24 protein-coding genes are annotated in these 24341 nt (G+C 53.7%); 20 read left to right on the top strand and 4 right to left on the bottom strand.

The features are described 5' to 3' along the window. The first annotated feature begins 26 nt into the window (after positions 1-26). Complete coding sequence (locus tag HF685_RS04480) at positions 27-809, top strand: peptidoglycan-binding protein (RefSeq protein WP_168821243.1); 783 nt, start codon at positions 27-29, stop codon at positions 807-809. 197 nt (positions 810-1006) lie between these two features. Here the strand turns inward: HF685_RS04480 and dnaN are convergent, their stop codons facing one another. Then, entirely contained in the window at positions 1007-2122 is a 1116-nt protein-coding gene (dnaN, locus tag HF685_RS04475) for a DNA polymerase III subunit beta (protein ID WP_168818475.1), read from the bottom strand. Between the two features lie 242 nt (positions 2123-2364). Here dnaN and HF685_RS04470 point away from each other — a divergent pair, with 242 nt between their 5' ends. Together HF685_RS04470 and HF685_RS04465 are read left to right on the top strand one after the other, a co-directional pair. Next, entirely contained in the window at positions 2365-3018 is a 654-nt protein-coding gene (locus tag HF685_RS04470; protein WP_168818474.1) for a histidine phosphatase family protein, read from the top strand. Next, entirely contained in the window at positions 3015-3509 is a 495-nt protein-coding gene (locus HF685_RS04465) for a hypothetical protein (RefSeq protein ID WP_168818473.1), read from the top strand. The genes HF685_RS04470 and HF685_RS04465 overlap by 4 nt, the downstream gene beginning before the upstream one ends. Here the strand turns inward: HF685_RS04465 and HF685_RS04460 are convergent. Beyond that, entirely contained in the window at positions 3499-4812 is a 1314-nt protein-coding gene (locus tag HF685_RS04460) for a dipeptidase (protein ID WP_168818472.1), read from the bottom strand. The two genes, HF685_RS04465 and HF685_RS04460, sit on opposite strands and share 11 nt — an antisense overlap. Positions 4813-4954: 142 nt before the next feature. Here HF685_RS04460 and rlmN point away from each other — a divergent pair, with 142 nt between their 5' ends. Then, the gene (gene rlmN / locus HF685_RS04455) at positions 4955-6202 is read left to right on the top strand and encodes a dual-specificity RNA methyltransferase RlmN (protein WP_168818471.1); all 1248 of its coding nucleotides are present in this window, start codon (positions 4955-4957) and stop codon (positions 6200-6202) included. Between the two features lie 6 nt (positions 6203-6208). On the opposite strand, the gene HF685_RS04450 is transcribed toward rlmN, so the two are convergent. Further along, the gene (locus tag HF685_RS04450) at positions 6209-6598 is read right to left on the bottom strand and encodes a RidA family protein (protein WP_168818470.1); all 390 of its coding nucleotides are present in this window, start codon (positions 6596-6598) and stop codon (positions 6209-6211) included. 81 nt (positions 6599-6679) lie between these two features. On the opposite strand from HF685_RS04450, the gene HF685_RS04445 reads away from it, so the two are divergent. The 3 genes from HF685_RS04445 to HF685_RS04435 are packed head-to-tail and all read left to right on the top strand — an operon-like array spanning position 6680 to position 9449. Beyond that, positions 6680-7384 (top strand): cytochrome b/b6 domain-containing protein, encoded by a 705-nt coding sequence (locus tag HF685_RS04445; RefSeq protein ID WP_168818469.1) that lies wholly within the window; start codon positions 6680-6682, stop codon positions 7382-7384. Further along, positions 7377-8174, top strand: coding sequence for a molybdopterin-binding protein (locus HF685_RS04440; protein ID WP_246218744.1), 798 nt, complete (start codon positions 7377-7379; stop codon positions 8172-8174). The genes HF685_RS04445 and HF685_RS04440 overlap by 8 nt, the downstream gene beginning before the upstream one ends. A 24-nt stretch (positions 8175-8198) precedes the next feature. After that, the gene (locus HF685_RS04435; RefSeq protein ID WP_168818468.1) at positions 8199-9449 is read left to right on the top strand and encodes a class I SAM-dependent methyltransferase; all 1251 of its coding nucleotides are present in this window, start codon (positions 8199-8201) and stop codon (positions 9447-9449) included. Here HF685_RS04435 and HF685_RS04430 read toward each other — a convergent pair whose 3' ends face one another. Continuing rightward, the gene (locus HF685_RS04430; RefSeq protein ID WP_168818467.1) at positions 9450-9893 is read right to left on the bottom strand and encodes a DUF1801 domain-containing protein; all 444 of its coding nucleotides are present in this window, start codon (positions 9891-9893) and stop codon (positions 9450-9452) included. Between the two features lie 89 nt (positions 9894-9982). On the opposite strand from HF685_RS04430, the gene HF685_RS04425 reads away from it, so the two are divergent. The 13 genes from HF685_RS04425 (at position 9983) to pnp (ending at position 24301) form a co-directional block, all read left to right on the top strand. Continuing rightward, complete coding sequence (locus HF685_RS04425; protein WP_168818466.1) at positions 9983-11200, top strand: argininosuccinate synthase; 1218 nt, start codon at positions 9983-9985, stop codon at positions 11198-11200. Between the two features lie 97 nt (positions 11201-11297). Continuing rightward, the gene (locus HF685_RS04420; RefSeq protein ID WP_246218743.1) at positions 11298-12272 is read left to right on the top strand and encodes a calcium/sodium antiporter; all 975 of its coding nucleotides are present in this window, start codon (positions 11298-11300) and stop codon (positions 12270-12272) included. A 127-nt stretch (positions 12273-12399) separates the two neighbouring features. Further along, on the top strand, positions 12400-12957 hold the full coding sequence (gene rimP, locus HF685_RS04415; RefSeq protein WP_246218742.1) for a ribosome maturation protein RimP: 558 nt from the start codon (positions 12400-12402) through the stop codon (positions 12955-12957). A gap of 2 nt (positions 12958-12959) precedes the next feature. Further along, entirely contained in the window at positions 12960-14612 is a 1653-nt protein-coding gene (gene nusA / locus HF685_RS04410) for a transcription termination factor NusA (protein ID WP_168818464.1), read from the top strand. Beyond that, on the top strand, positions 14593-15276 hold the full coding sequence (locus tag HF685_RS04405) for a DUF448 domain-containing protein (protein ID WP_168818463.1): 684 nt from the start codon (positions 14593-14595) through the stop codon (positions 15274-15276). Before nusA ends, HF685_RS04405 begins: the two co-directional genes overlap by 20 nt. 63 nt (positions 15277-15339) lie before the next feature. Further along, positions 15340-17877: a translation initiation factor IF-2 gene (gene infB / locus HF685_RS04400; RefSeq protein ID WP_168818462.1), complete on the top strand. Its 2538-nt coding sequence runs from the start codon at positions 15340-15342 to the stop codon at positions 17875-17877. Positions 17878-17961: 84 nt separating this feature from the next. Next, entirely contained in the window at positions 17962-18360 is a 399-nt protein-coding gene (gene rbfA / locus HF685_RS04395; RefSeq protein ID WP_168818461.1) for a 30S ribosome-binding factor RbfA, read from the top strand. A 252-nt stretch (positions 18361-18612) separates the two neighbouring features. After that, entirely contained in the window at positions 18613-19191 is a 579-nt protein-coding gene (locus HF685_RS04390; RefSeq protein WP_168818460.1) for a thymidine kinase, read from the top strand. Then, positions 19184-19720, top strand: a complete 537-nt coding sequence (locus tag HF685_RS04385; RefSeq protein ID WP_168818459.1) for a GNAT family N-acetyltransferase — start codon at positions 19184-19186, stop codon at positions 19718-19720. The genes HF685_RS04390 and HF685_RS04385 overlap by 8 nt, the downstream gene beginning before the upstream one ends. Further along, the gene (locus HF685_RS04380) at positions 19708-20445 is read left to right on the top strand and encodes a class I SAM-dependent methyltransferase (RefSeq protein ID WP_168818458.1); all 738 of its coding nucleotides are present in this window, start codon (positions 19708-19710) and stop codon (positions 20443-20445) included. Before HF685_RS04385 ends, HF685_RS04380 begins: the two co-directional genes overlap by 13 nt. Then, a complete protein-coding gene (gene truB, locus HF685_RS04375) occupies positions 20442-21458 on the top strand; it encodes a tRNA pseudouridine(55) synthase TruB (protein WP_168818457.1) in 1017 nt (338 codons plus the stop codon). The genes HF685_RS04380 and truB overlap by 4 nt, the downstream gene beginning before the upstream one ends. A gap of 26 nt (positions 21459-21484) precedes the next feature. Next, on the top strand, positions 21485-21754 hold the full coding sequence (gene rpsO, locus HF685_RS04370; RefSeq protein WP_168818456.1) for a 30S ribosomal protein S15: 270 nt from the start codon (positions 21485-21487) through the stop codon (positions 21752-21754). A gap of 255 nt (positions 21755-22009) precedes the next feature. Further along, the gene (pnp, locus tag HF685_RS04365) at positions 22010-24301 is read left to right on the top strand and encodes a polyribonucleotide nucleotidyltransferase (protein WP_168818455.1); all 2292 of its coding nucleotides are present in this window, start codon (positions 22010-22012) and stop codon (positions 24299-24301) included. Positions 24302-24341 lie beyond the last annotated feature (40 nt).

Genomic DNA, 24341 nt, shown 5'->3' with positions numbered 1-24341 from the left:
GCGTTTTTCAAACAGGGGAAAATGTGATGATACCGTTAGACTTGGATGTGCTCCGCGCAATTATGCCGCGCTATAGCAACGCCGCCATCGCCGCAAAACAGGCGTTTATCGTAGAATCTATTGCAGGATCGATGACCAATATATTGAGCGATTATCAAATCAGCACCAGGCTGCGGATCGCGCATTTCCTCGCGCAAATCGCGCATGAGTCGGCCGGTTTCCGAACCACCGAAGAATTTGCCAGCGGGGCCGCTTATGAAGGACGCCGAGATTTGGGGAATAGCGAGCCCGGCGACGGAAAAAGATATAAAGGCCGCGGGCTGCTGCAACTGACAGGCCGCGCCAATTACCGCGAGCTCGGCGGGAAAATTGGGTTGGATTTGGAAAACGACCCCGAGCTTGCGGCAGAACCGAAAACATCGCTGATCATTGCCTGCGAATATTGGCAGAGTCGGAAGATCAATCGTCTCTGCGACGAGGATAATCTGGTGGCCGTGACCAAAAAGGTAAACGGCGGACGCAATGGTCTGGAGGATCGTGCGAACTATCTGGCCAAAGCAAAAATCGCCCTCGCGCGGATTGAGGCGTTGCCGATGCCCCTTGGTGAAAAACCTACTCTGCGGCGAGGCTCTATCGGGCCTGAGGTTGACGATCTGCAAAAATTGCTGCGGGACAAAGGCTATATGATCGCCATAGATGGTGATTTTGGTCCGGCGACTGAGGCTATGGTGATGCGGTTTCAAGAGGACAAGGATCTCGGTGCCGATGGTATCGTCGGCAAGAAAACCTGGGCCGCTTTGGAGAAGTGAATTCCTTCTCCCTTGAGGGAGAAGGATATGAAGGCTCATCTGAGAGATTAGCCGCAGTTGGTTAAATTTGCTGTGCCGGATATTGGCTTCCGTTCGCGGTGAGCTTGTCGAACCACACGTCTGATCGATAGATGTCCTTCGACAGGCTCAGGACGAATGGAACTCGTTAAGCTTTGCTCACCATCACCAAGCTCCGACTAAACCCGCATAGGCATCAGCACATAAAGCGCAGGGCTCTTGTCATTTTCGCGGATAAGCGTCGGTGCGCTCGCGTCGGCGAGATGTAATTCCACCGTGTCACCCTCAATTTCGTTCAGAATATCGAGCAAATAGCGGGAGTTAAAGCCGATTTCGAAGGTATCGTCCTTGTATGAACCCGGCACTTCTTCTTCTGCCTTGCCGTTCTCTGGCGAGGTGACGGAGAGCGTGATCTTGTCATCGCCCAGCGCCATTTTTACAGCGCGGGTCTTTTCGGTTGCGATGGTCGAGACGCGGTCTACGCCTTGCGCGAAACTCTTTGGGTCGATTTTCAGCAGCTTGTCATTACCGGTCGGAATAACACGGCTATAATCGGGGAAGGTGCCGTCAATCAGCTTGCTGGTGAGGATCGCGGTGCCAAGCGTGAAGCGGATCTTGCTCGCAGAGAGATCAACCTGCACCGATGTTTCGTTATTTTCATCGAGCAATTTGCGCAGTTCATTGACGCATTTGCGCGGCACAATGACGTCGGGCATGCCTTCCGCGCCGGCCGGGCGGGGCAGGGTGACGCGGGCCAGTCGGTGGCCATCGGTCGCAGCAGCTTTCAGCACCGGTGTTTCCTCATCCTGCACATGGAGGAAAATACCGTTGAGGTAATAGCGCGTTTCTTCGGTCGAAATCGCAAATTTGGTCTTGTCGATAATCTGGATCAGGGACGCAGCGGGAAGTTCAAAGGACGTCGGCAATTCGCCCTCGGCAATAATCGGGAAATCATCGCGGGGCAGGGTTTGCAGATTGAACCGCGCGCGGCCTGCGTTGACCTTCATTTTGCCGTCTGCCGCATCCAGTTGCACCTGGCTGCCATCGGTCAATTTTCGCGCAATATCGAACAAGGTATGCGCTGAGACAGTGATGGACCCTGCAGTTTCAACCTGCGCATCGACCGTTTCCACGACCTGCAGATCAAGGTCGGTCGCCATGAGTTTGATGCCGCCGCCCTGGGTTGCTTCGATCAGCACGTTGGAGAGAATGGGAATGGTGTTGCGCCGTTCGACGACTGACTGGACATGGCCCAGACTTTTCAGCAATGCCGCGCGTTCGATGGTCGCTTTCATAAATATTCCTCTTCAATCCCCGAGGGCTGGAAATCCAGCGCCGGAGAGACTCCGCGCATGGTTGCAGCCAAATTCATAGATAGTTCATCGCTTCATTAACAATAAAGTGCGTGAGGGCAAGCCCGATGGCGGCGTGGTAGGGGATAATCTTGTGGAAAACTGTGGAAAAAACCGGCGATGCGGCTAAAGCGGCTCAAAGGACACATTTTTTTGGTCCAACGGGGGTATATTAGATCAATCAAATGAGCGGCTTAGCGGATTTTACGAGCACGGGCGGCAAGCGTCTGTTTATAGCACGGCATGGCGAAACGATTTTCAACCTCGCCGGCCGCATTCAAGGAAATGAGGCCTATACACCGCTGACCTTGACCGGTTTCGCGCAAGCGGATGAAATGGGGCGGGCTTTGGCTAGGCATTTGGGCGAAAAACCGGCGGTTGACTTGATCGCGTCTCATACCGACCGTGCCTTGCAGACATTATCTGTCATTTCCCAGCATATCGGCGTCGATTGGCACCAGGCCAAGCCGGATGTGCGGCTGGGTGAGATTGATATGGGGGAATGGACCGGCGTCTATTACCGCGATCTTGACGGCATGCTGGAAATTGACACCGAAGAAATGTTGTTCGCAACTGTTGCGCCGGGCGGCGAAACCTATGCTGATATTGCTGCCCGCCTGAACAATTGGCTCTCGGAACAAGTCTTTGTGCGTGATACGGTGCTGATCAGCCACGGCATGACCAGCCGGGTTCTGCGCGGAATGCTGACCGGCCTTTCGCCTCACGCAAGGCACGGAATACCCATTGCTCAAGGGTTGCCGCAGGGTTCGATAGTCCAAATCTGTGACGGGGTGGAAGAGGTCATCCATCTTGGTGGCGGGGAAAGGGAGAAGGCTTGAAACGGCTTTGCTTTCTCGTGGCAGCTATTATCGGCTTGTCGGCACCAGCGCAGGCAAAAGACTCACTTGGCATATTCAACAGTTGGGGCGCATTTCGCGATGCTGACATCCCGCGCTGCTACGCCATTGCGGAATCGGAAGAGATAACCGGCAAGGCCGACCGCAAATCCTATGCGTCGGTTGGTTTCTGGCCGAAACGAAAAATCCGCCGCCAATTCCATGTGCGGCTCAGTAGGGACCGGTCGAGCAATAGCCGCGTCATAGTTAGCCTCGCCGGGCGGCGTTTCCAGTTGATAGCCAGTCAAAGCGACGGTTGGTCCCAGGATAAGCGCATGGACGCCGCGATTGTTGCCGCGATCCGGTCCGCAGCTAGTATGACGGTTGAAAGTACCGGGCGGGACGGCAAGCCGATAGTCGATGCCTATCTGTTGCGCGGCGCAGCGACAGCGATTGATGCAGCGTCGCTGGGCTGTTCCCGGTTTAATCGATAGTTTTGCCGACACGCTCTGCTTCGGCAAAGACGCGCATGAAATTTCCGCTCCAGATTTTTGCGATCTGGTCCGCCGTGTAACCGCGCTTGACCAATCCGGCAGTGACATTCATCGCTTCGCTGGCGTCATTGAATCCGGCAACCCCACCTCCGTGATTAAAATCGGTGCCGATACCGACGTGATCAATGCCAATGCGCTTTACGATAAAATCGATATGATCGATCATCCGGTCGATGGAGCCCGGCCCAATCGTATCACGCATCGACATCAGAAAAGAGGTGCGCTTTTCGAGATCGGGAATTTCCCAGTAAAGCTCGTAGGGATAGGAATAAGCTTCGGGTAAGTCATGATCCACGCGGACTTTCCTGATCGCAGCCAATAGCGCAGGGTCTGACAGGTCGATTAGATATGCGCCGAATGATGCCACGTGAATGACGCCGCCGGTCTTGCCCATCGCATCAATTTCTTCATCTGACAGGTTCCGCGATACATTGGACAGTGCGCGGACATTGGAATGGCTGGCAATAACCGGTGCTTTGGATAATTTGATAGTTTGTAAGGTCGCCGCTTTGGACATTTGTGATACGTCGATCAGGCCGCCTAGCGCATTGATCCGCTGTATCGCAGCGACACCCAATTTGGATAAGCCGCCATGTTCTTCGGCAACTTCATAATCCTTCTTCTCCGCAATATAGAGCGGGCGAGAACTATCCGAAAAATCGTTATGACCCATATGGTTCAGGCCAAAAACGCGGATGCCTTGGTTATAATAACGGTCCAGAGCTTCAGCATCGCCACCCAGTGCACGCGCGTTTTGAAACCCCAGAATGAGTGATATGTGATTGTTCTTGCGATTTTGCAGCATTTCACTGGCGCTTGTCGCAACAGCAATTTCATCATGGTCACTGGCTAGCTTTTGAGCCACGCTCAGTTTTGCATTGGCCTCTTCTATAGCTATCGCATTTCCCACCTTGGTTCGCGGGCCGGGACCCACGGCAACCGACATCACCACAGCACCAACCTTACCGGCCCTTAGCTTTGAGGGATCAACTTTGGATAATCCATCGCTGGCCAAATAAGTCTTTGATGTTTCTGGCAGTACAATGTCTGCATGCGCATCCAGCACCAAAGTTCGGGCATGAATGCGTTCGGCTTTTTGCACCAATGTTTCAGTAGTGCTGGCATCGGGTGCGGACTGTAGTGGCGTGTTGGCGGCCATACATGATGGAAGCAGGCAGGCTGCAGCCAAAACCAATGCGATTTTGGTTTTATGGAAAATTCCGGCTTGTTGTGCGTGTAACATCTTCCTGGCCTCTTCTTTTTATTATGCACAGGACGGTAGTTGGTTGATGATGCCGGCACAAGCGATATAGGACAAGAACGGAACCGGTTGGCCGTTGATCAAAATGTAGCATTTGCTTCCAATCGCACCTATATGCCGTCCCATGCAGATTCCCGGCCATATTGATCCTGTTCCCTTGCCCGCAAAGGTCACGCCGCGCGACGACGGCAAGGTGGATATTATTGGGCTCAGTCAGTCTGAAATACGCGATGTTCTGATCGAAGCGGGCCTTGACGAAAAACAGGGAAAGTTGCGCTCCAAGCAGCTCTTCCATTGGATATACCATCGCGGGATTACTGATTTTGCGTTGATGACGGACATGAGCAAGTCGTTGCGACCTTGGCTGGATGCACGTTTTGTCATTGGTCGCCCGGAGATTGTCGAGGCGCATCTCTCCGAAGACGGCACGCGGAAATGGTTGCTGCGATCTGCCGACAGCCAAGACTACGAGATGGTCTTCATCCCCGATGATGATCGCGGCACCTTGTGTATTTCGAGTCAGGTTGGCTGCACATTGAACTGCCGTTTCTGCCACACCGGCACGATGCGGTTGGTGCGCAATTTGTCGCCGGGTGAAATTGTCGGGCAGGTTATGCTGGCGCGCGATGCTCTGGGGGAATGGCCCAAGGGCGTGATGGACTTCGCCGATGATGAAGACGCCGAGAACACCAAGGAATATAATCAGGCGTACAAATCTGACGGGCGCTTGCTAACGAACATCGTGTTGATGGGCATGGGTGAGCCGCTCTATAATTTTGAAAATGTCCGCGATGCCATGAAGGTCGTGATGGATGGTTCGGGACTGGCGCTTTCCCGTCGCCGGATCACGCTGTCCACCAGCGGGGTCGTGCCAATGATCGCGCGGGCGGGGGAAGAGATTAACGTCAATCTCGCCATATCCCTTCACGCGGTAAATAAAGAAACCCGCGACGAGATTGTTCCGCTGAACCGCAAATATAGTATTGAAGAGCTGCTGCAAGCCTGTGCGGATTACCCTGGCTCCAGCAATTCGCGGCGGATCACTTTTGAATATGTGATGCTCAAAGACAAAAACGACAGCGATCAAGACGCGCGCGAATTAGTGAACTTGCTGCGGCAATATGATTTGCCGGCGAAGGTCAATTTGATCCCGTTTAATCCCTGGCCGGGTTCCGACTATGAATGTTCCGAGCCCCAGCGTATCAAATCCTTTTCGAAGATCATCTTCGATGCTGGCATCAGCGCGCCGATCCGCACACCTCGCGGTCGCGACATTATGGCGGCTTGCGGGCAGTTGAAATCAGCCAGCGAAAAGAAATCCCGCGCGGAGTTGGATCGGCTGGCCGAAGAAAAGCAGGCGGCTTTGGGTTGAACGCTGTCAAACCGTAGCGATGACATCAATCTCGACCATTAACTCCGGTAGAGCGAGAGACCTCACTTCCAATGTGGTGTCGGCGGGATAGGGCGGTGTGAAATATTTTTTACGTGCCTCAACGATCTTCGGAAAATTGGTTATATCCGTGAGATAGATCGTTACCTTGATGATACGCTCCATGCGACTGCCGCCAGCATTTAGCACAGTATCAATGTTGGCAAAAACCTGAGCGAGCTGCGTGTCAAAATCATTCGCGCCAACAATCGCACCGCTGGCATCAATCGCCGCCTGACCGGAAAGAAACAGCAAATCTCCTGCCCGCCAGCCCGGCGCAATCGCGAAAGGCGCAAGCGGATCGGACTCGATTTTTATGACTTCGCTTTTTGGCGGCATATTCTAACCTCTTCAAAAACCTTGGCTTAGTGTAACGAGAAACTTTCTTTTGGCGAATACCAAACTATCATGGGCCCTGAAATGACCAATAGCACCAGCAAAATCAGGCCGAAGCACCGCCTCACAACCCGCCTGTGGCACTGGATAAACGCGCTGGCGCTGATCGTCCTATTCATGAGCGGGTTAAATATTTTCAACGCGCATCCGCGGCTTTACTGGGGAGAAGCGGGTTTTAATCCTGGCGAGGCTTGGCTCATACTGGAGCGGTTTCCGCACTGGCTCACCATTCCCGGCTATTATTCACTGGCCGATGCGCGGCTTTGGCATTTGTTTTTTGCCTGGGTGTTAGCAGTTGGGCTGACGTTGTTTCTGGTGATCTCGCTCATGAATAAACATCTGCAGCGCGACATCCATATAACACGTCCGGAATGGCGGCTTTCATCGATCAAGGCAGACATCGCGGCGCATCTGAAGTTTGATTTCAACCACGGTGACCGCAACTATAACTATAACGTCCTGCAAAAATTCGCCTATGCTCTCGTGATTTTCATTCTCATCCCGCTGATGATATTTACCGGTATCACCATGTCACCGGCAATGAATGCGAACTGGCCATGGCTGCTGGATGTTTTCGGCGGGCGGCAATCGGCGCGCTCGTTGCATTTTATTGCAGCCTGGGGCCTGTTTGCGTTTTTCGTCGTGCACATATTGCTAGTGCTTTTGTCTGGCCCGATTAGCCAGATGCGCGATATGATATTTGGCGGAAAGGAAACGGGTCATGAGTGATAACGGGATCAGCAATCCGCTCAGGATGAACGGCAATGCGCTAACGCGCCGCAAATTGCTTTCTGGCGCTGCGTTGGGCGCAGGCGGCCTGCTATCCGGCTGTGATGCGCTCAACAAAAGCCCGGCATTTCGCGGCGTGTTGGAAAGCGCAGAAGGGGCCAATATGGCACTGCATCGCTCGCTCGGTGAACGTATGGCGCTGGCGCGGGAATTTACCGAAGCGGATTTATCGCGGAGTTTTCGCGGCAACGGCAATCGCGACATTGATACGCCGGAATATCAGGCGATGGTCGCCGGAGATTTTGCCAGCTGGCGGATGGAGATAAAAGGTCTCGTGAATACTCCGCTCAGCCTATCGCTGGATCAAATTCGCGCCATGCCGCAGCGCGCCCAGATCACCCGGCATGATTGCGTGGAAGGTTGGAGCGCGATTGGCAAATGGACAGGCGTTCCGCTCAAGCTGTTGCTCGATCAGGCGGGATTGCAGGACAGCGCAAAATATATCGTGTTCCGCTGTGCCGATGATTTTAGTGGCACGCCCTATTATGAGAGCATTGATCTGGTCGACGCCTATCACCCGCAAACGATTATTGCGCATCAACTCAATGACGAGAGCCTTCCGGTTAAAAACGGCGCGCCGTTGCGGCTACGGGTCGAGCGGCAATTAGGCTATAAACATGCGAAATTTATTACGGCGATTGAGGCGGTGGAATCGCTGGCAAGCATTGGGAAAGGTAAAGGTGGTTACTGGGAAGATTCCAATAATTATGAGTGGTATGCAGGCATTTGATTTTGCCAATAAGGAGCGTCGTAAATGTCTTTAATTGGTCGTTTTCTGGGTGGTTTGATCACCCAGGGCAGTCTGCAGATCACCCATGCCGATGGGCAGGTTGAAAAATTCGGTACGCCCGCTCCCGGTTTTCCTGATGTCGCTGTTCGGCTAACCGAAAGGGGTGTTATCCGACAAATTTTATCCGACCCGCGTCTGGGCGCGGCCGAAGCCTTTATGGATGGCAAGCTGGTGGTCGAGCAGGGCGATATCATGGAATTGATTGGCCTGATCCGCGCCAATCGGCCGTGGGAGCGCGGCGGCAAGCTCAAGGAACCTGGCGCGGTCAAGCGGTTGAAAGACAATATTGTCGGCGGGCTGGACAGGATGAATGGCCTGACCCGCTCGAAATCGAATGTCGCGCATCATTACGATATCGGCAATGATCTCTACGACCTGTTCCTCGATGATGACCTGCAATATAGCTGTGCCTACTGGGATTTTGACCGGCGCGGGGCGGATATGACGCTGGAGCAGGCGCAACTGGACAAGAAGGCGCATATCGCCGCCAAGCTTGATTTGAAACCCGGCCAGCGCGTGCTGGATATTGGCTGCGGCTGGGGCGGTACGGCGCTTTACCTGCATGAGAAATTCGGGGTAGAAATACTCGGGATTACGCTCAGCGAAGAGCAGCTGAAAAAGGCGCAGCAACGCGCGGAAGCGTCTGGTGTTTCCGACAAAGTGAAATTCGAGCTGATTGATTATCGCGATCTTGCACAGCGCGAGGCGGGGGCGTTTGACCGGATTGTCTCGATCGGCATGTTCGAGCATGTCGGCACCCCCAATTTCCGCACCTTCTTCCGATCCTGCGCCAATCTGATGACTGCAGACGGGGTGATGTTGCTCCACACCATTGGCCGGATGGGAGGTCCCGGCGGCACCGATGCGTTCACGCGGAAATATATTTTCCCCGGTGGCTATATTCCGGCGCTGAGCGAGACGCTGGAAGCGAGCGAGCATTACCGGCTGATGCATACTGATATCGAGACGCTGCGGCTGCATTATGCCTTCACCCTGCGGGAATGGTACAAACGGACGGTGCAAAACCGCGAGAAGATCATCGCGCTCTATGACGAGCGCTTCTATCGCATGTGGACCTTCTATCTGGCAGGCGCGACAGCTGCGTTTGAAAGCGGGGGCATGTGTAACTACCAGATCCAGTTCAGCCGCAACCGTCGCGAATTGCCGCTGACACGCGATTATATCGGCGAGACGGAGAAGAATTTGCGCGATTGATTATTCGGGATAACGCTCATTCATCAAATCCCAGTTATTGCGGATCAGTTGCTCCAGCACGCCCATATCCACCTGTTCCAGCTGGTTGATATACAGACATGATTTGCCAACGCTATGCTTGCCGAGCAGCCCGAATAGCCGTTCCTGTTCCGCCTGTGCTTCGGGTGTGCAGTAAGCCCCCATTATATAGATGCTGAGTTTGGCTTTGCGCGGGGAAAAGCCGGTGCGGATCGAGGTGCCTTCGCGGCCGCTTTCATATTTATAGTCATAGCTGCCAAAGCCGATGATGCTTGGCCCCCACATTTTGGGTTCTTTGCCGGTGATCTTGCGGAACAGCGCGATGAGTTGATGTGCTTCCTCCTTGCGCCGCTCCGGTTCCGCTTTCGCGATAAACGCGGTGACATCGGCATCAGTGGGTTTGGTTTTCATTTCTTCTTTGGCCATTATCCTCTCCTCATGATTTCTGTATATCATATTGCGCGGAAAATTGGACCCTGTTAGGCGCGGCCTTCAATTCTCTGAAAGCAAGTTAAATGAGCGATTCTGTAAAACGTGTGGTTTTGGCCTTTTCCGGCGGCCTGGACACCAGTGTTATCCTGAAATGGCTACAACAGGAATATCAGTGTGAGGTGGTTACCTTTACCGCTGATCTGGGCCAGGGCGAAGAGCTTGGCCCCGCACGCCGCGTGGCAGAAACGCTGGGCGTTAAGGCGGAGCATATTTTTATTGAAGACCTGCGCGAAGAATTTGTGAAGGATTTTGTCTTTCCGATGATGCGCGCCAATGCGCTTTACGAGGGACTTTATCTGCTCGGCACATCGATCGCCCGGCCCCTGATTTCAAAACGCCAGATTGAAATAGCGAAGCTTACCGGCGCGGATGCCGTGTCGCATGGCGCGACGGGCAAGGGCAATGACCAGATACGATTTGAACTTGGCTATTACGGCCTCAATCCCGACGTCAAAGTGATAGCGCCGTGGCGCGAATGGGATTTGACCAGCCGGACGCGGTTGATAGAATTTGCTGAGAAACACCAAATTCCCATTCCCAAGGACAAGCGCGGTGAATCTCCTTTTTCCTGCGACGCCAATATGTTGCACACGTCGTCGGAAGGCAAAGTGCTCGAAGATCCGTGGGAAGAAGTCCCTGACTATGTCTATTCGCGGACCAACAATCCCGAAGATGCTCCCGATACGCCAGAATATATCACGATTGATTTTGAGCGCGGAGACGGCGTTGCGATTAATGGCGAAGCGATGTCTCCGGCCACGCTGCTGGAGAAGCTCAACGAATATGGCCGCGAGCATGGCATTGGCCGGCTTGATCTGGTCGAAAACCGTTTCATCGGTATGAAATCACGCGGCATGTATGAAACACCGGGCGGAACAATCTATCACGCCGCGCATCGCGGCATTGAGCAATTGACGCTCGATCGCGGCGCGGCGCATTTGAAAGATGAGCTTGCTCCCCGTTATGCCGAGCTGGTTTACAATGGTTTCTGGTTCTCCCCCGAACGCGAAATGCTGCAAGCGGCGATCGACCATAGTCAGGTGCGGGTGAACGGTACGGTGCGGCTGAAACTCTATAAAGGATCGGTCAATGTTGTGGGGCGCAAGTCACCGGACAGCTTGTATAATGAAAAAGTTGTTACATTTGAAGATGATGCAGGAGCTTATGATCAGAAAGACGCAGAAGGCTTTATCAAACTGAATGCGTTGCGACTGAAACTGCTTGGCAAGCGGAATGGTTAGTTTCGTCGTTGCGAGGAGCATAGCGACCCGGCAATCCAAGGCGGTGAATAGTAACTCTGGATTGCGTCGCTGCGCTCGCAATGACAAATAGGCTGCTATGCTAATCCCGATTATCACCCTCATTATTGGCTTTATCGTTCTCATCGTCGGCGGGGAATTGCTCGTGCGTGGCGCGGTTCGGATCGCTGAACGGGCCGGGATGTCGCAACTTTTGATCGGTTTGACTATCGTCGGTTTTGGCACGTCCGCTCCGGAACTGGTCGCCAGCGTAGAGGCGGCACGGGCGGGATCACCGGGTATCGCATGGGGTAATGTAGTCGGTTCCAATCTTGCCAACAGCCTGCTGATCCTTGGCGCAGCTTCACTGATATTACCAATGGTCGTTCCGCGCGGACCGTTGTGGCGAGATGGTGGTTTGGCGCTTGGCGTAACCATCATATTGTGGCTGGTTGCTATGAATGGCGGCGTTTCTGCGGGCATTGGATATTTGTTCATCGCTACCTTAGTTTGCTATCTCGGCTACGCTTATTGGGCCGAGCAAACGGAACCGGCGGGCGCAACGGCACTGCATGAGAAAGCCGAAGCACTGGAAGTTACGGACACGCATTTGCATGATGAACAGCCGCTTTGGCGCTCCGCGCTAATCCTGATCGCCGGTATCGTGATGATTATTGCTGGCGGTAAATGGCTGGTTGAGGGCGCGGTTGACCTTGCGCGTTTGATTGGTATGAGCGAGGCCGTGATCGGATTGACCGTGATCGCGATTGGAACATCCTTGCCTGAGATGGTGACGTCGATAATCGCCGCTTACAAAGGCGCGAGCGCAGTCGCTTTGGGCAATGTGCTCGGATCCAACATCTTCAACCTGCTGCTTATCGGCGGCGTGACAGCAATGATTGCGCCGGGTACCATCCCGGTCGAAATTACCGGATACGGGCTGCCGCTGCTGATTGCGGCGTCGGTCTTGTTGATGATCTTTGCAGCGACGGGGCGCAAGATAAGCCGCTGGGAAGGCGGGCTTCTTCTGGTGATCTATATCGTGCAACTCGTGTATAATATCGTCGCGGTCTGAAACATATATATTGCATTGTTGGGAATCACGCCCTAATTAGCAGTCATCCCGACATTGTGAGATTTTGAGGGGCTGGCGCCTAATGGGGCCGGCGCAAAAACTCATGTCATCTTATACAGGACCACATTTGACCGAACTGACTGCCATTATCGACCTGATTGAACCGGAAGCTGAAGCGCTCGGCTTTGAGCTGGTGCGCGTGCAGTTCATATCGGGCGCCGATGAGCCAACACTGCAAATCATGGCAGAGCGGCCAGATACCGGGCAATTGAACATTGATGATTGCGCTGCACTTTCTCGCCGTATCTCGCACAAATTTGATGCGATGGAAGACGAGGGCCGCGATCCGATTGATCATGCCTATCGGCTTGAAGTCAGCTCACCAGGTATTGATCGCCCGCTTACACGCGGGAAGGATTATGCAAATTGGGCGGGGCACGAAGCGCGGATCAATTTAATTGATGCGGTTAACGGCAAGAAACAATTGCGTGGCTTGCTCGCAGGCATTGAAAATGAGATAATAAAGATTGACGATCGCAAGGCAGGCAGTCAGGAGACGGCGCTGTCGAACGTGCATAGCGCGAAATTGATTCTGACCGATGCCCTGATCGCTGCAACCATCCCGGTTTCAGCAGACGGCGCGGATGAAATTGAACAAGACACTCTGGAAGAACAGGAAGATTAAACATGGCCAGTGCCATTTCTGCAAATAAAGCTGAACTGCTAGCGATTGCAAACGCAGTTGCTTCGGAAAAAATGATCGACAAGGCGATCGTCGTAGAGGCGATGGAAGAAGCGATCCAGAAAGCAGCGCGTGCGCGCTATGGTGCGGAGAACGACATCCGCGCCAAGCTTGATCTGCAAACCGGCGACCTGCGCTTGTGGCGGGTGGTTGAAGTCGTTGAAGAAGTTGAGGATTATTTCAAGCAGGTCGATCTGAAACAGGCCGAGAAGCTGGAAAAAGGCGCGAAAGTCGGTGACTTTATCGTTGACCCGCTTCCTGCCGTTGATTTGGGCCGGATCGACGCACAATCCGCGAAACAGGTGATTTTCCAGAAAGTTCGCGATGCCGAGCGTGAGCGGCAGTTTGAAGAATTTAAAGACCGCGCTGGAGAAATTATCACCGGTGTCGTGAAATCGGTCGAATTTGGCCATGTCGTGGTTGATCTTGGCCGGGCTGAAGGCGTTATCCGCCGCGACCAGCAAATTCCGCGTGAAGCGGCGCGCGTTGGTGACCGTGTGCGTTCGCTGATCATGAATGTTCGCCGTGAAAATCGCGGACCACAGATATTCCTCTCCCGCGCCCATCCTGATTTCATGCGCTTGCTGTTTGCGCAGGAAGTGCCGGAAATTTACGACGGTATTATTGAAATCAAGGCTGCCGCCCGTGATCCGGGCTCGCGCGCAAAAATCGGCGTGATCAGCCATGATAGCTCGATTGATCCGGTTGGCGCCTGCGTGGGCATGAAGGGTAGTCGCGTTCAGGCTGTCGTTCAGGAAATGCAGGGCGAGAAAATCGATATTATTCCTTGGTCGGAAGATATCGCAACATTCACGGTCAACGCATTGCAGCCCGCTACCGTGAGCCGCGTGGTGATTGACGAGGAAGAAGGACGTATCGAAGTGGTTGTTCCTGACGATCAGCTCAGCTTGGCCATTGGTCGCCGCGGACAAAACGTGCGTCTGGCATCACAGCTGACCGGCCTCGCCATCGATATTATGACCGAAGCTGACAGCAGCGAGAAACGTCAGGCCGAGTTTGCGCTTCGCACCGAGATGTTCCAGGAAGACCTGGATGTCGATGAAACTTTGTCGCAGCTGCTGGTTGCAGAAGGTTTCAGCGAACTGGAAGAGGTTGCTTACGTTGCACGCGAAGAAATCTCCAGCATCGAAGGTTTTGACGATGAACTCGCTGAGGAACTGCAAAGCCGTGCGCAGGAAGCTTTGGATCGCCGGGAAGCCGCTGCCAAAGAGAAGCGCACCGAATTGGGAGTCGAAGATTCCATCGCCGAGCTGCCACACCTGACTGAAGCCATGCTGGTGACTCTGGGTGAAGCGGGTCTCAAGACACTGGACGATGTTGCTGATCTGGCGACCGATGAACTGGTTCTCAAGCGCAGAGCAGAGCCACGTCGCCGCAATGATAATCGCAAGCCTGAGCCCGACGGCGTATTGGCCGAATATGGCCTCACCGAAGAACAGGGCAATGAAATCATCATGGCTGCCCGCGCGCATTGGTTTGAAGACGAAGACGGTTCCGATTCTGGCGAAGCTCCGGCTACAGCGAAAGAAGCTGAATCTGAAAATGGGGAGGACGCTAATGCGGAAGCTCCCCAATGAGACGCCTTCTAATCAACTAGAAAGCGCGCCACACCGTAAATGCATTTTGACTGGGAAAAGTCTTCCTCAGGATGGATTGGTGCGTTTGGCGTTGAGCCCCGATGACCAGATCGCTCCGGATGTTCGCGCGAAAGCGCCGGGACGGGGCGCATGGATTAGCGTTGATCGGGCCGCTCTAGAGGTGGCGCATGCAAAAGGTCAACTCAAAGGTGCTTTTTCGCGGGCGTTCAAGACCGGTAAGCTGGATATCCCCGATAATCTCGCTCAGCTCATTGAAAAAGCGCTGGAACGCGCCACATTAGACAGATTGGGACTGGAAGCGCGCGGCGGCACTTTGTTGACGGGTTCCGAGAAAATTGAAACAGCGGCGCGGCAGGGCGATCTGGTTATGCTGCTACACGCGTCGGATGCGGGCCGCGATGGCAATTCCAAACTGGATCAGGCTTGGCGCGTCGGGAGCGACCGCGAAGGGCAGGATATTCATGGGCAAATATTGCCGGTGGACCGGCAGGGGCTTTCTGTGGCATTGGGCCGCCAGAATGTGGTGCATATCGGGATAACCGACAAGCGCGCAGCGGGGCGAATATCGCATAATCTGGAAAGATGGCGGCACTTCATCGGTTCTGATAAAGAGAATGATGAAGACGAAAAGAAGGTTGCATAAGTTTATTGAAGTGAAGCGACCAACATATTGAAGTTTATATATTTTAAGGATTAAGTCTGTTCGATGAGTGAAGATACAAAAGATACGTCAAAACCTGCACGCAAGCCTTTGGGGCTTAAGCGCTCGGTTGAACCTGGCGAAGTCAAGCAGACGTTTAGTCATGGCCGCACCAACAAGGTGGTGGTCGAGGTCAAGCGCAAGAAACTTGTAGGAAAGCCGGGCGCGCAGGAAGCGGCCAAGGACATTATCAAGGAAACCCCTGTTCCACCACCCGCGCCGGTAGAGGCTAAAAAACCTGCGCCAGCACCTGTCGCTCCGAAACCGGATGCCCTGACTCGTCAGGAAATGCAGGCCAAATTGCTGCGTGAAGCGGAAGAAGCGCGTCTTTCGGCCAATGAAGCAGCGCGCAAGCGTGATACCAAGGCCAAAAAGGCTCAAACCGCTGAAGAAAAAGAGCGGGCTGAAGAAAACCGAAAGGCTGAGGAAGAGGCTGCTAAAAAGGCGCAGGAAGAGATAGCCGCTGCTGAAAAAGCGGCTGCCGAGGCTGCTGATGCAGCGGCAGATGCCTCAGCTGCTCCAGAACCGGAAGAAGCTGCGGCAGCGGCGAAACATCCGCCAGCGCGGAAATTTACGCCGGTTGAATCGCCAAAACGCGCGAAACCGGAGAAAGCCAAATCTGGAAAAGCGGAGCGCAATGATCGCCGCCAATCGGGCAAGCTGACTGTTACCAGTGCTCTGCGCGGTGAAGATGGTGCGGCACGCGCGCGCTCGCTAGCAGCGCTCAAACGCGCGCGCGAAAAAGAGAAGCGCGCGCAACGTTCGGGCCAACCGCGCGAACCGCGTGAAAAACAATATCGCGAAGTGATCGTGCCAGAAGCGATTACCGTGCAGGAACTCTCCAAGCGTATGGGTGAGAAGGGCGCTGACCTCGTCAAATCTTTGTTCAACATGGGTAGCATGGTCACCGTCAACCAGACGATTGATCAGGATACGGCTGAACTGTTGGTCGAAGAATTCGGCCATACGATCCAGCGTGTTTCTGCTTCTGACGTCGAAATCAAAACCGAAGAAGATGTTGATCCGGAAGAAACGCTGAAACCGCGTCCACCGGTTGTTACGATCATGGGCCATGTTGATCACGGCAAAACCTCTCTGCTTGATGCACTGCGCGGCACCGATGTGGTGAAGGGCGAAGCAGGCGGGATTACCCAGCATATCGGCGCTTATCAGGTTAAAATGAAAAACGGCGACACCGTTACATTTCTCGACACACCGGGTCATGAAGCGTTTACCGAAATGCGGATGCGCGGTGCCAATGTGACGGATATCGTAATATTGGTCGTCGCTGCTGATGATGGCTTGATGCCGCAGACGATTGAAGCGATCAACCATACCAAAGCTGCCGATGTGCCGATGATTGTGGCGATCAACAAAATCGACAAGGAAGGCGCTGATCCAACAACGGTCCGAACCCGTTTGCTCGAACATGAAGTGATTGTGGAGGAAATGTCCGGTGATGTTCTCGATGTGGAAGTGTCCGCACTCAAGAAAATCAATCTTGATGAACTCATGGAGAAAATCCACGTTCAAGCGGAATTGCTTGAGCTAAAAGCGCGTCCGGATCGGGCGGCAGAAGGTATTGTGGTCGAGGCGCAACTGGACAAAGGTCGCGGCCCCGTGGCGACTGTCTTGGTCAAGCGCGGCACATTGAAACGCGGCGATATTTTTGTCGTTGGTCCGCACACCGGTAAAGTACGGGCGTTGATTGATGACAAGGGCAAGCAGACCAAAGAGGCCGGACCATCGGTGCCGGTCGAAGTGCTCGGTCTGTCTGGCGTACCATCAGCCGGTGATAAGCTAACGGTAGTGGAGAATGAATCCCGCGCCCGTGAAGTTGCCGCCTATCGCGCCGAGCAGGAGAAACTGCAGCGCACTACCCAAGCTCCAACTTCTCTTGAGAATATGTTCTCTGCTGCGGCTGATCAGGCGGTGGAATTCCCGCTGCTGGTGAAAGCCGATGTGCAGGGTTCCACCCAGGCGATTGTGCAGGCACTCAACAAAATCTCGAATGACGATATCAAGGTGCGCATTTTGCACAGCGGTGTCGGCGCAATTACCGAGAGCGACGTGACGCTGGCGGCGGCGAGCAACGCGCCGATTATCGGCTTTAACGTGCGTCCCAATGCCAAGGCGCGCGAGATTGCCAAACGCGATGGTGTCCGCCTGAAATATTTCGATATCATCTATGATCTGACCGATGAAATCCGCGCCGAAATGGCCGGTGAACTTGGTCCTGAGAAGATCGAGAACGTCATGGGCCGCGCCGAAGTAAAAGAGGTGTTCAAATCCGGCAAGAAAGACAAGGCCGCTGGTTTGCTCGTTACCGAAGGTTCGCTCAAGAAGGGTCTATTCGCCCGTCTCACCCGCGACGATGTTATCGTCAGCGCAACCACGATCGCCTCGCTGCGCCGCTTCAAAGACGATGTCGAAGAGGTCCGTGCCGGTATGGAATGTGGTGCTGTGCTGGAGGATACCAACGATATCCAGCCGGGCGATATGCTTGAGGTGTTTGAGGTTACGGAGAAAGAAAGGGTGCTTTAAGGAAGGTCGTCATGCTGAACTTGTTTCAGCATCTCGCCCCGATGGAGATCCCGAAACAAGTTCGGGATGACGTGTTGTACGATTATGGCAAAATATAACGATACATCTCCTGAAGGCCGCTCGGTGCGTTTGCTGCGTGTGGGCGAGCAGGTTCGGCATATTTTGTCGGAGCTGCTGATGCGCGGCGAGGTGCATGATGAATTGCTCACCGCGACCAGCGTTAGCGTAACCGAGGTGCGTATGTCGCCGGATTTGCGCCATGCAACGGTGTTTGTGAAACCCTTGCTGGGTGCGAATGAGGCGGATGTGCTCAAGGCGCTAAAGACCAACACCGCGTTCTTCCAGAAGGAAGTCGCCAAGCGGGTGCAAATGAAATATGCGGCGAAGCTGAAGTTTTTGGCGGACGATAGCTTCGATACGGCCGAGCATGTCGAGAAGTTGCTGAACCATCCCAAGGTGGCGCAGGACTTGGAGCGGGATTAGAATACATCGTTCGTGCTGAGCCTGTCGACCCGGAGGGCGAGCAAAGCTCAACCACAGCCGACACGAACAATCGTCCTTCGATAAGCTCAGGACGAACGGAGCCTTTGCTAAGGATTTGGATTCCAGTCAGTCTTAGCCTCTCGTCGTTGCGAGCGAAGCGCGGCAATCCAGAGCGGCACGCACCGACGCTCTGGATTGCTTCGTCACTTCGTTCCTCGCAATGACGGTTTTTTCCGGTTAAAGACCGAATCCATGGCCAAACTCTATTTCTACTACGCCTCGATGAACGCCGGAAAATCGACCAATTTGCTGCAGGCCGCGTTCAACTATGGCGAGCGAGGCATGAAGGTGATGTTGTGGACCGCCGCTATTGATAACCGCGCGTCTTTTGGCGCTATTGCGTCGCGCATTGGGTTAAACGCCGATGCGCATCGTTTTCATGAAGGCACGGATATGTTCGCGGCGGTAAGCGAAGAACAGGCAGAAAATAAACTGGCCTGTGTGCTGATCGACGAAGCGCAGTTTCTCTCCGAAGAACAGGTCTGGCAATGCGCGCGACTGGCGGATGAAGCAGGGATTCCGGTGCTTTGCTATGGGCTGCGCACCGATTTTCAGGGAAATTTGTTTCCGGGTTCTGCCAAGCTACTTGGGCTTGCTGATAGTTTGGTGGAACTCAAAGCAGTCTGCGAATGCGGGCGCAAGGCGACGATGAATCTGCGGATTGATGCGTCGGGCAAGGCGATAGCGGCGGGCGAACAGACCGAAATTGGTGGCAATGAAAGCTATATCGCGCTGTGCCGGAAGCATTTTGTTGAGAGGCTCAATGGCTGAACTATCCGCCACACTGGAAGAAGGCTCAGTCCGCCTCGAACCTTTGCAAAAGCGTCACGTTGAACCCCTGCGCGCCGCCTGTGCAGAGGACCAGGAGATTTGGGAAATTTATCCGATCAATATGCTCGGTGATGATTTCGACAAGGCGATGGCCGCGTTTCATGATCTGAAATCATGGGTACAATTTGCGGTGATCAATACCGAGACGAACAAGGTTGTCGGGATGAGCAATTATATCAACCCCGACCAGCACGGCGTGTTGGAAATCGGCGGCACCTATATCGCGCCATCTGTGCGCGGCAGCGGGTTTAATGACATCATGAAAAAACTAATGATTGATCATGCCTTTGCCAATGGATTTACCAAAATCGAATTCCGTGTCGATGGCCGTAACAAGCGTTCGCAGGCGGCGGTGTTGAAACTTGGCGCTAAACATGAAGGCACGTTGCGCAAAAATCGTATCACCTGGACTGGATATGTAAGGGATACGTGCGTATTTGGTCTGCTGAAAGAAGAATGGAACGGTTGAACGTGGCTGATGATTTGAATGGCTGGGTAAGCTCTGCCGACGCATGGATCGCATCCATTGGTGAAGACGGCGACTGGACGCGACGTACTTTTCTGGATGCGGCGATGCTCGGCCGTGCAAAGGTACATGAAGGCCGGTTTCTGGACATTGGCTGCGGGGAAGGGCGCTTTGCTCGCAAGCTGCAAGAATTCGGTTTCAAAGGGGTCGGCATTGATCCCGTCGACCAGTTCATCAAAGAGGCTCAAAAGCGCGATCCGGACGGTGACTATCGCATTGGCATTGGTGAAAAGCTGACGTTTGAAGATGCTAGCTTTGATCTGACCATCAGTTATCTGTCATTGATCGATATCGAAGATTTCCGCGCCGCTATTAAAGAAATGACCCGCGTGACCAAGCCGGGTGGATCGATATTGGTAGCTAATTTGACGGGCCATTTTACGGCTGGAAAGTGGGAGCGCGGCGAGCATGGCGATGGCCAGAAATTTGTGATTGATAACTACCACGAAGAACGCGCCAATCGTGAAGTCTGGTCAGGGATTGATGTGATTAACTGGCACCGGCCGATGAGCGCCTATCTTGAAGCGTTTCTCACCAATGGATTGATCCTCCGTCATTTCTTCGAACCAACGCCGCCGGATCAGAATGATCCAAAGAGTGACCGCTACACCCGCGTGCCGGGATTTGTGGTGATGGAGTGGGAAAAGCCCAAAGAGATGAAAGCGTGAAACCCCACGGTTGGATCATTCTTGATAAACCGCTTGAACTAGGCTCGACGCAGGCGGTTGGGGCTGTGAAGCGGAATTTGCGGGAGGCTGGCTTGCTTGGCAAGGGCAAGAACAAGCTGAAGGTGGGGCATGGCGGGACGCTGGATCCGCTGGCGACCGGGGTTTTGCCGATTGCGATTGGGGAGGCGACGAAGCTTTGCGGACGCATGCTGGACGCTTCGAAGATATATGAATTTACCATTGGGTTTGGGACAGAGACCGAAACGCTGGATGTGGAAAGCGATGTTACAGAAGTTTCTGATCATCGGCCTACTGTGGCGGAGATTGAAGCGGTTTTGCCGCAGTTTACCGGGCCGATTGAACAGATACCACCGAAATATTCTGCGCTGAAGATTGATGGCAAGCGGGCCTATGATCTGGCGCGGGCCGGCATTGAGGTAGAGATGAAGGTCAGGGGGGTGACGGTTTACTCTATTTCACCCCTCCCCGTCAGGGGAGGGGCCGGGGGTGGGGAATCTAGTCTACAGGGCGCTGCCGACGATGAGCCCCACCCCAACCCCTCCCCTAAAGGGGAGGGGCTTAACAGCATCACCCTGACCGCCACCGTCTCAAAAGGCACCTATATCCGATCTCTCGCCCGCGATATCGCCCGCGCTCTTGGGACTTACGGCCATGTCTCGATGCTACGCCGCACAAAGGCAGGCCCATTCACCCTAGATCACGCGATTTCGCTGGACAAACTCGATGAAATTGGTAAGGGCGCGGACATTAAAGAATACCTTTTGCCACTTGAGGCAGGGCTGGACGACATCCCGGCTTTTGACCTCGCTCCTGATCAGGCAAAAATGCTTCGGCAAGGCTTAACGCTGGACGTTAGGAATTTGCCAAAGGAAATGGTCAGGAACCCCGCAATCAACGGGACTTTTCTGGCGACAGAGAACGCAGGTTCTCCGGTTGCGCTAGCAGAGATTGTTGATGGCACCGTAAAGGTGGTTCGCGGGTTTAACATGTAAGTGATGTTCGAAGGAAATTGATTACAATGACTATTACTGCAGAAAAAAAACAGGAACTGATCAAGAAATTCGGCCAGACCGAAGGCGATACAGGTTCCCCCGAAGTTCAGGTTGCCGTGCTCACCGAGCGTATTGTGAACCTGACAGACCATTTTAAAGGCCATCACAAAGACCATCACTCGCGTCGCGGGTTGTTGATGATGGTAAACAAGCGTCGCAGCTTGCTGGACTATCTCCGCAAGAAAGACGTGGAACGCTACGCCAAGCTGATTAAAGACTTAGGCTTGCGTAAGTAAGAATTTTGAGGGCGGCTCCCATAAGGGGGCCGTTTTCGTATCTCCGTTAGTCCTGAGCCTGTCGAAGGACGCCTCTCGTCTTGAAGCGTGTTTCGACAACCTCACCACTAACGGTAAAACGCCAAATTCCACAATAAGGTAGAAGTTGGCGAATGAAGGGAGCGAGATTAGCTCCCAACCGATGCTGGGCCGGATTGCTCAGCAATTGAAAGCCCCCGCACTGCATTGGGCAGGCGGGACAAAGGAAATACTAGAATGTTTGATGTAAAAAAAGTCGAAATGGAATGGGGCGGACAAACCCTCACCCTCGAAACGGGCCGTATTGCTCGTCAGGCTGATGGCGCGGTACTCGCGACTCTCGGCGAAACGGTTGTGCTGTGCGCAGTTACCGCCGCTAAATCGGTACGCGAAGGACAGGATTTCTTCCCGTTGACCGTGCACTATCAGGAAAAATTCTCGGCTGCTGGACGTATTCCAGGTGGCTTCTTCAAGCGCGAAGGCCGCGCGACAGAAAAAGAAACGCTGACATCGCGTTTGATTGACCGTCCGTGCCGTCCGCTTTTTCCCGAAGGTTTCTACAACGAAATCAACGTCATCTGCCAAGTCATGAGCTATGACGGCGTTAACGAGCCGGATATTTTGGCGATGGTTGCTGCTTCTGCGGCGCTGACCATTTCCGGTGTGCCATTCATGGGCCCAATCGGTGCGGCACGTGTTGGTTATAAAGAAGGCGAATATCAGCTGAACCCTTCCATGGAAGAAGTTGCCGAAGGCGAACTCGACCTGGTTGTTGCCGGTACGCCCGGAGCGGTGATGATGGTGGAATCGGAAGCGAAAGAGCTTTCCGAAGAAGTCATGCTTGGCGCAGTACAATTTGCCCATGATGCTTGTAAGGACGTTGCTGGTCTTATCATCGATCTGGCTGAGCAGGCTGCGAAAGAGCCTTGGGATCTGGATGCAGGTGAAGACAATAGCGAAATCAAGGAAGACCTGCGCAAGCTGGTCGGCAAAGATATTGCTGCGGCTTACAAGTTGACTGATAAATCAGAGCGTTCCGACGCGCTGAATGCGGTTCGTGATAAAGCCAAAGAAAAATATGCCGACGCAGACGGTCAAACCCAGATGACAGCCGGTAAAATGGTCAAGAAACTGGAAGCCGAAATCGTTCGCGGCGCGATCATTAAAGATGGCACGCGTATTGATGGCCGTAAACTCGATCAGGTTCGTCCGATCGAAGCTATGGTTGGCTTACTGCCACGTACGCACGGTTCAGCATTGTTCACCCGCGGTGAAACGCAGGCGATTGTCACCACGACTTTGGGAACCAAAGACGCTGAGCAGATGATTGATGGTTTGGACGGCCTTAGCTACACAAACTTCATGCTGCACTATAACTTCCCTCCCTATTCGGTTGGCGAAGTTGGTCGTTTTGGATTTACGAGCCGCCGCGAAACTGGCCACGGTAAGCTCGCATTCCGCGCGCTCCGTCCAGTATTGCCGACAGTTGAGGAATTTCCTTACACGATCCGTGTGTTGTCTGACATTACCGAGTCCAATGGTTCATCTTCGATGGCAACCGTTTGCGGTGGTTCATTGGCGATGATGGATGCGGGTGTGCCGTTGGCGCGTCCGGTTTCCGGTATTGCGATGGGCTTGATCCTTGAAGGCGAAGATTTTGCGGTTCTTTCCGACATTCTCGGCGACGAAGATCACCTCGGCGACATGGACTTCAAGGTTGCGGGTACCGAAAAAGGCATCACGTCCTTGCAGATGGACATCAAGGTAGCCGGCATTACGCAGGAAATCATGAAGTCTGCTCTTGAGCAAGCTTCCGGCGGCCGCGCACATATTCTTGGCGAAATGGCCAAGGCATTGAGCAGCGTTCGTACCGAAATGTCCGAACATGCTCCGCGCATCGAAACATTGCAGATAAACAAAGAGAAGATCCGTGAAGTTATCGGTACCGGCGGTAAAGTTATCCGCGAAATCGTTGCTGAAACCGGCGCGAAAGTGGATATTGATGATGAAGGCCTGATCAAGGTTTCATCTTCCGATAAATCCCAGATTGATGCGGCCATTGCCTGGATCAAAGGTCTGGTCGAAGAAGCTGAAGTTGGCAAAATCTATGACGGTAAAGTCGTAAACCTTGTTGATTTTGGTGCATTCGTGAATTTCATGGGCGGCAAAGACGGTCTGGTTCACGTTTCCGAGATCAAGAACGAGCGTGTCGAAAAAGTGACCGACGAGCTTTCCGAAGGACAGGAAGTCAAGGTCAAGGTTCTCGAAATCGATCAGCGCGGCAAAGTCCGTCTGTCGATGCGGGTTGTTGATCAGGAAACTGGTGAAGAGTTGGAAGACACCCGTCCTCCACGCGAAAACAAACCACGTGGTCCACGCCGGGATGGCGGCGGTGGCGGTCGTGGTCGTGATGGCGGTGGACGCGGTCGTGATGGCGGAAACGCTGGCGGTGGACGCGGTCGTAACAACGATGGCCCAAAAAATGATGGCGGCGATATTCCATTGCCAAGCTCGATCACCGAAGACTAAATCTTTGATACATAAAATTAGAAAAGGGGCCGGAGCAATC

Source organism: Parasphingorhabdus halotolerans, from assembly GCF_012516475.1.
Lineage (GTDB): Bacteria > Pseudomonadota > Alphaproteobacteria > Sphingomonadales > Sphingomonadaceae > Parasphingorhabdus > Parasphingorhabdus halotolerans.
The sequence above is the reverse complement of the archived record's forward strand: the minus strand, read 5'-3'. Positions and strand labels throughout refer to the sequence as shown.

What these genes read in the sequence shown, in the direction of transcription:
- HF685_RS04480 (WP_168821243.1), top strand. Translation starts at nt 27, where the DNA reads ATGATACCGTTAGACTTGGATGTGCTCCGCGCAATTATGCCGCGCTAT.
- dnaN (WP_168818475.1), bottom strand. Translation starts at nt 2,122, where the DNA reads ATGAAAGCGACCATCGAACGCGCGGCATTGCTGAAAAGTCTGGGCCAT.
- HF685_RS04470 (WP_168818474.1), top strand. Translation starts at nt 2,365, where the DNA reads ATGAGCGGCTTAGCGGATTTTACGAGCACGGGCGGCAAGCGTCTGTTT.
- HF685_RS04460 (WP_168818472.1), bottom strand. Translation starts at nt 4,812, where the DNA reads ATGTTACACGCACAACAAGCCGGAATTTTCCATAAAACCAAAATCGCA.
- rlmN (WP_168818471.1), top strand. Translation starts at nt 4,955, where the DNA reads ATGCAGATTCCCGGCCATATTGATCCTGTTCCCTTGCCCGCAAAGGTC.
- HF685_RS04450 (WP_168818470.1), bottom strand. Translation starts at nt 6,598, where the DNA reads ATGCCGCCAAAAAGCGAAGTCATAAAAATCGAGTCCGATCCGCTTGCG.
- HF685_RS04445 (WP_168818469.1), top strand. Translation starts at nt 6,680, where the DNA reads ATGACCAATAGCACCAGCAAAATCAGGCCGAAGCACCGCCTCACAACC.
- HF685_RS04440 (WP_246218744.1), top strand. Translation starts at nt 7,377, where the DNA reads ATGAGTGATAACGGGATCAGCAATCCGCTCAGGATGAACGGCAATGCG.
- HF685_RS04435 (WP_168818468.1), top strand. Translation starts at nt 8,199, where the DNA reads ATGTCTTTAATTGGTCGTTTTCTGGGTGGTTTGATCACCCAGGGCAGT.
- HF685_RS04430 (WP_168818467.1), bottom strand. Translation starts at nt 9,893, where the DNA reads ATGGCCAAAGAAGAAATGAAAACCAAACCCACTGATGCCGATGTCACC.
- HF685_RS04425 (WP_168818466.1), top strand. Translation starts at nt 9,983, where the DNA reads ATGAGCGATTCTGTAAAACGTGTGGTTTTGGCCTTTTCCGGCGGCCTG.
- HF685_RS04420 (WP_246218743.1), top strand. Translation starts at nt 11,298, where the DNA reads ATGCTAATCCCGATTATCACCCTCATTATTGGCTTTATCGTTCTCATC.
- nusA (WP_168818464.1), top strand. Translation starts at nt 12,960, where the DNA reads ATGGCCAGTGCCATTTCTGCAAATAAAGCTGAACTGCTAGCGATTGCA.
- HF685_RS04405 (WP_168818463.1), top strand. Translation starts at nt 14,593, where the DNA reads ATGCGGAAGCTCCCCAATGAGACGCCTTCTAATCAACTAGAAAGCGCG.
- infB (WP_168818462.1), top strand. Translation starts at nt 15,340, where the DNA reads ATGAGTGAAGATACAAAAGATACGTCAAAACCTGCACGCAAGCCTTTG.
- rbfA (WP_168818461.1), top strand. Translation starts at nt 17,962, where the DNA reads ATGGCAAAATATAACGATACATCTCCTGAAGGCCGCTCGGTGCGTTTG.
- HF685_RS04390 (WP_168818460.1), top strand. Translation starts at nt 18,613, where the DNA reads ATGGCCAAACTCTATTTCTACTACGCCTCGATGAACGCCGGAAAATCG.
- HF685_RS04385 (WP_168818459.1), top strand. Translation starts at nt 19,184, where the DNA reads ATGGCTGAACTATCCGCCACACTGGAAGAAGGCTCAGTCCGCCTCGAA.
- HF685_RS04380 (WP_168818458.1), top strand. Translation starts at nt 19,708, where the DNA reads ATGGAACGGTTGAACGTGGCTGATGATTTGAATGGCTGGGTAAGCTCT.
- rpsO (WP_168818456.1), top strand. Translation starts at nt 21,485, where the DNA reads ATGACTATTACTGCAGAAAAAAAACAGGAACTGATCAAGAAATTCGGC.
- pnp (WP_168818455.1), top strand. Translation starts at nt 22,010, where the DNA reads ATGTTTGATGTAAAAAAAGTCGAAATGGAATGGGGCGGACAAACCCTC.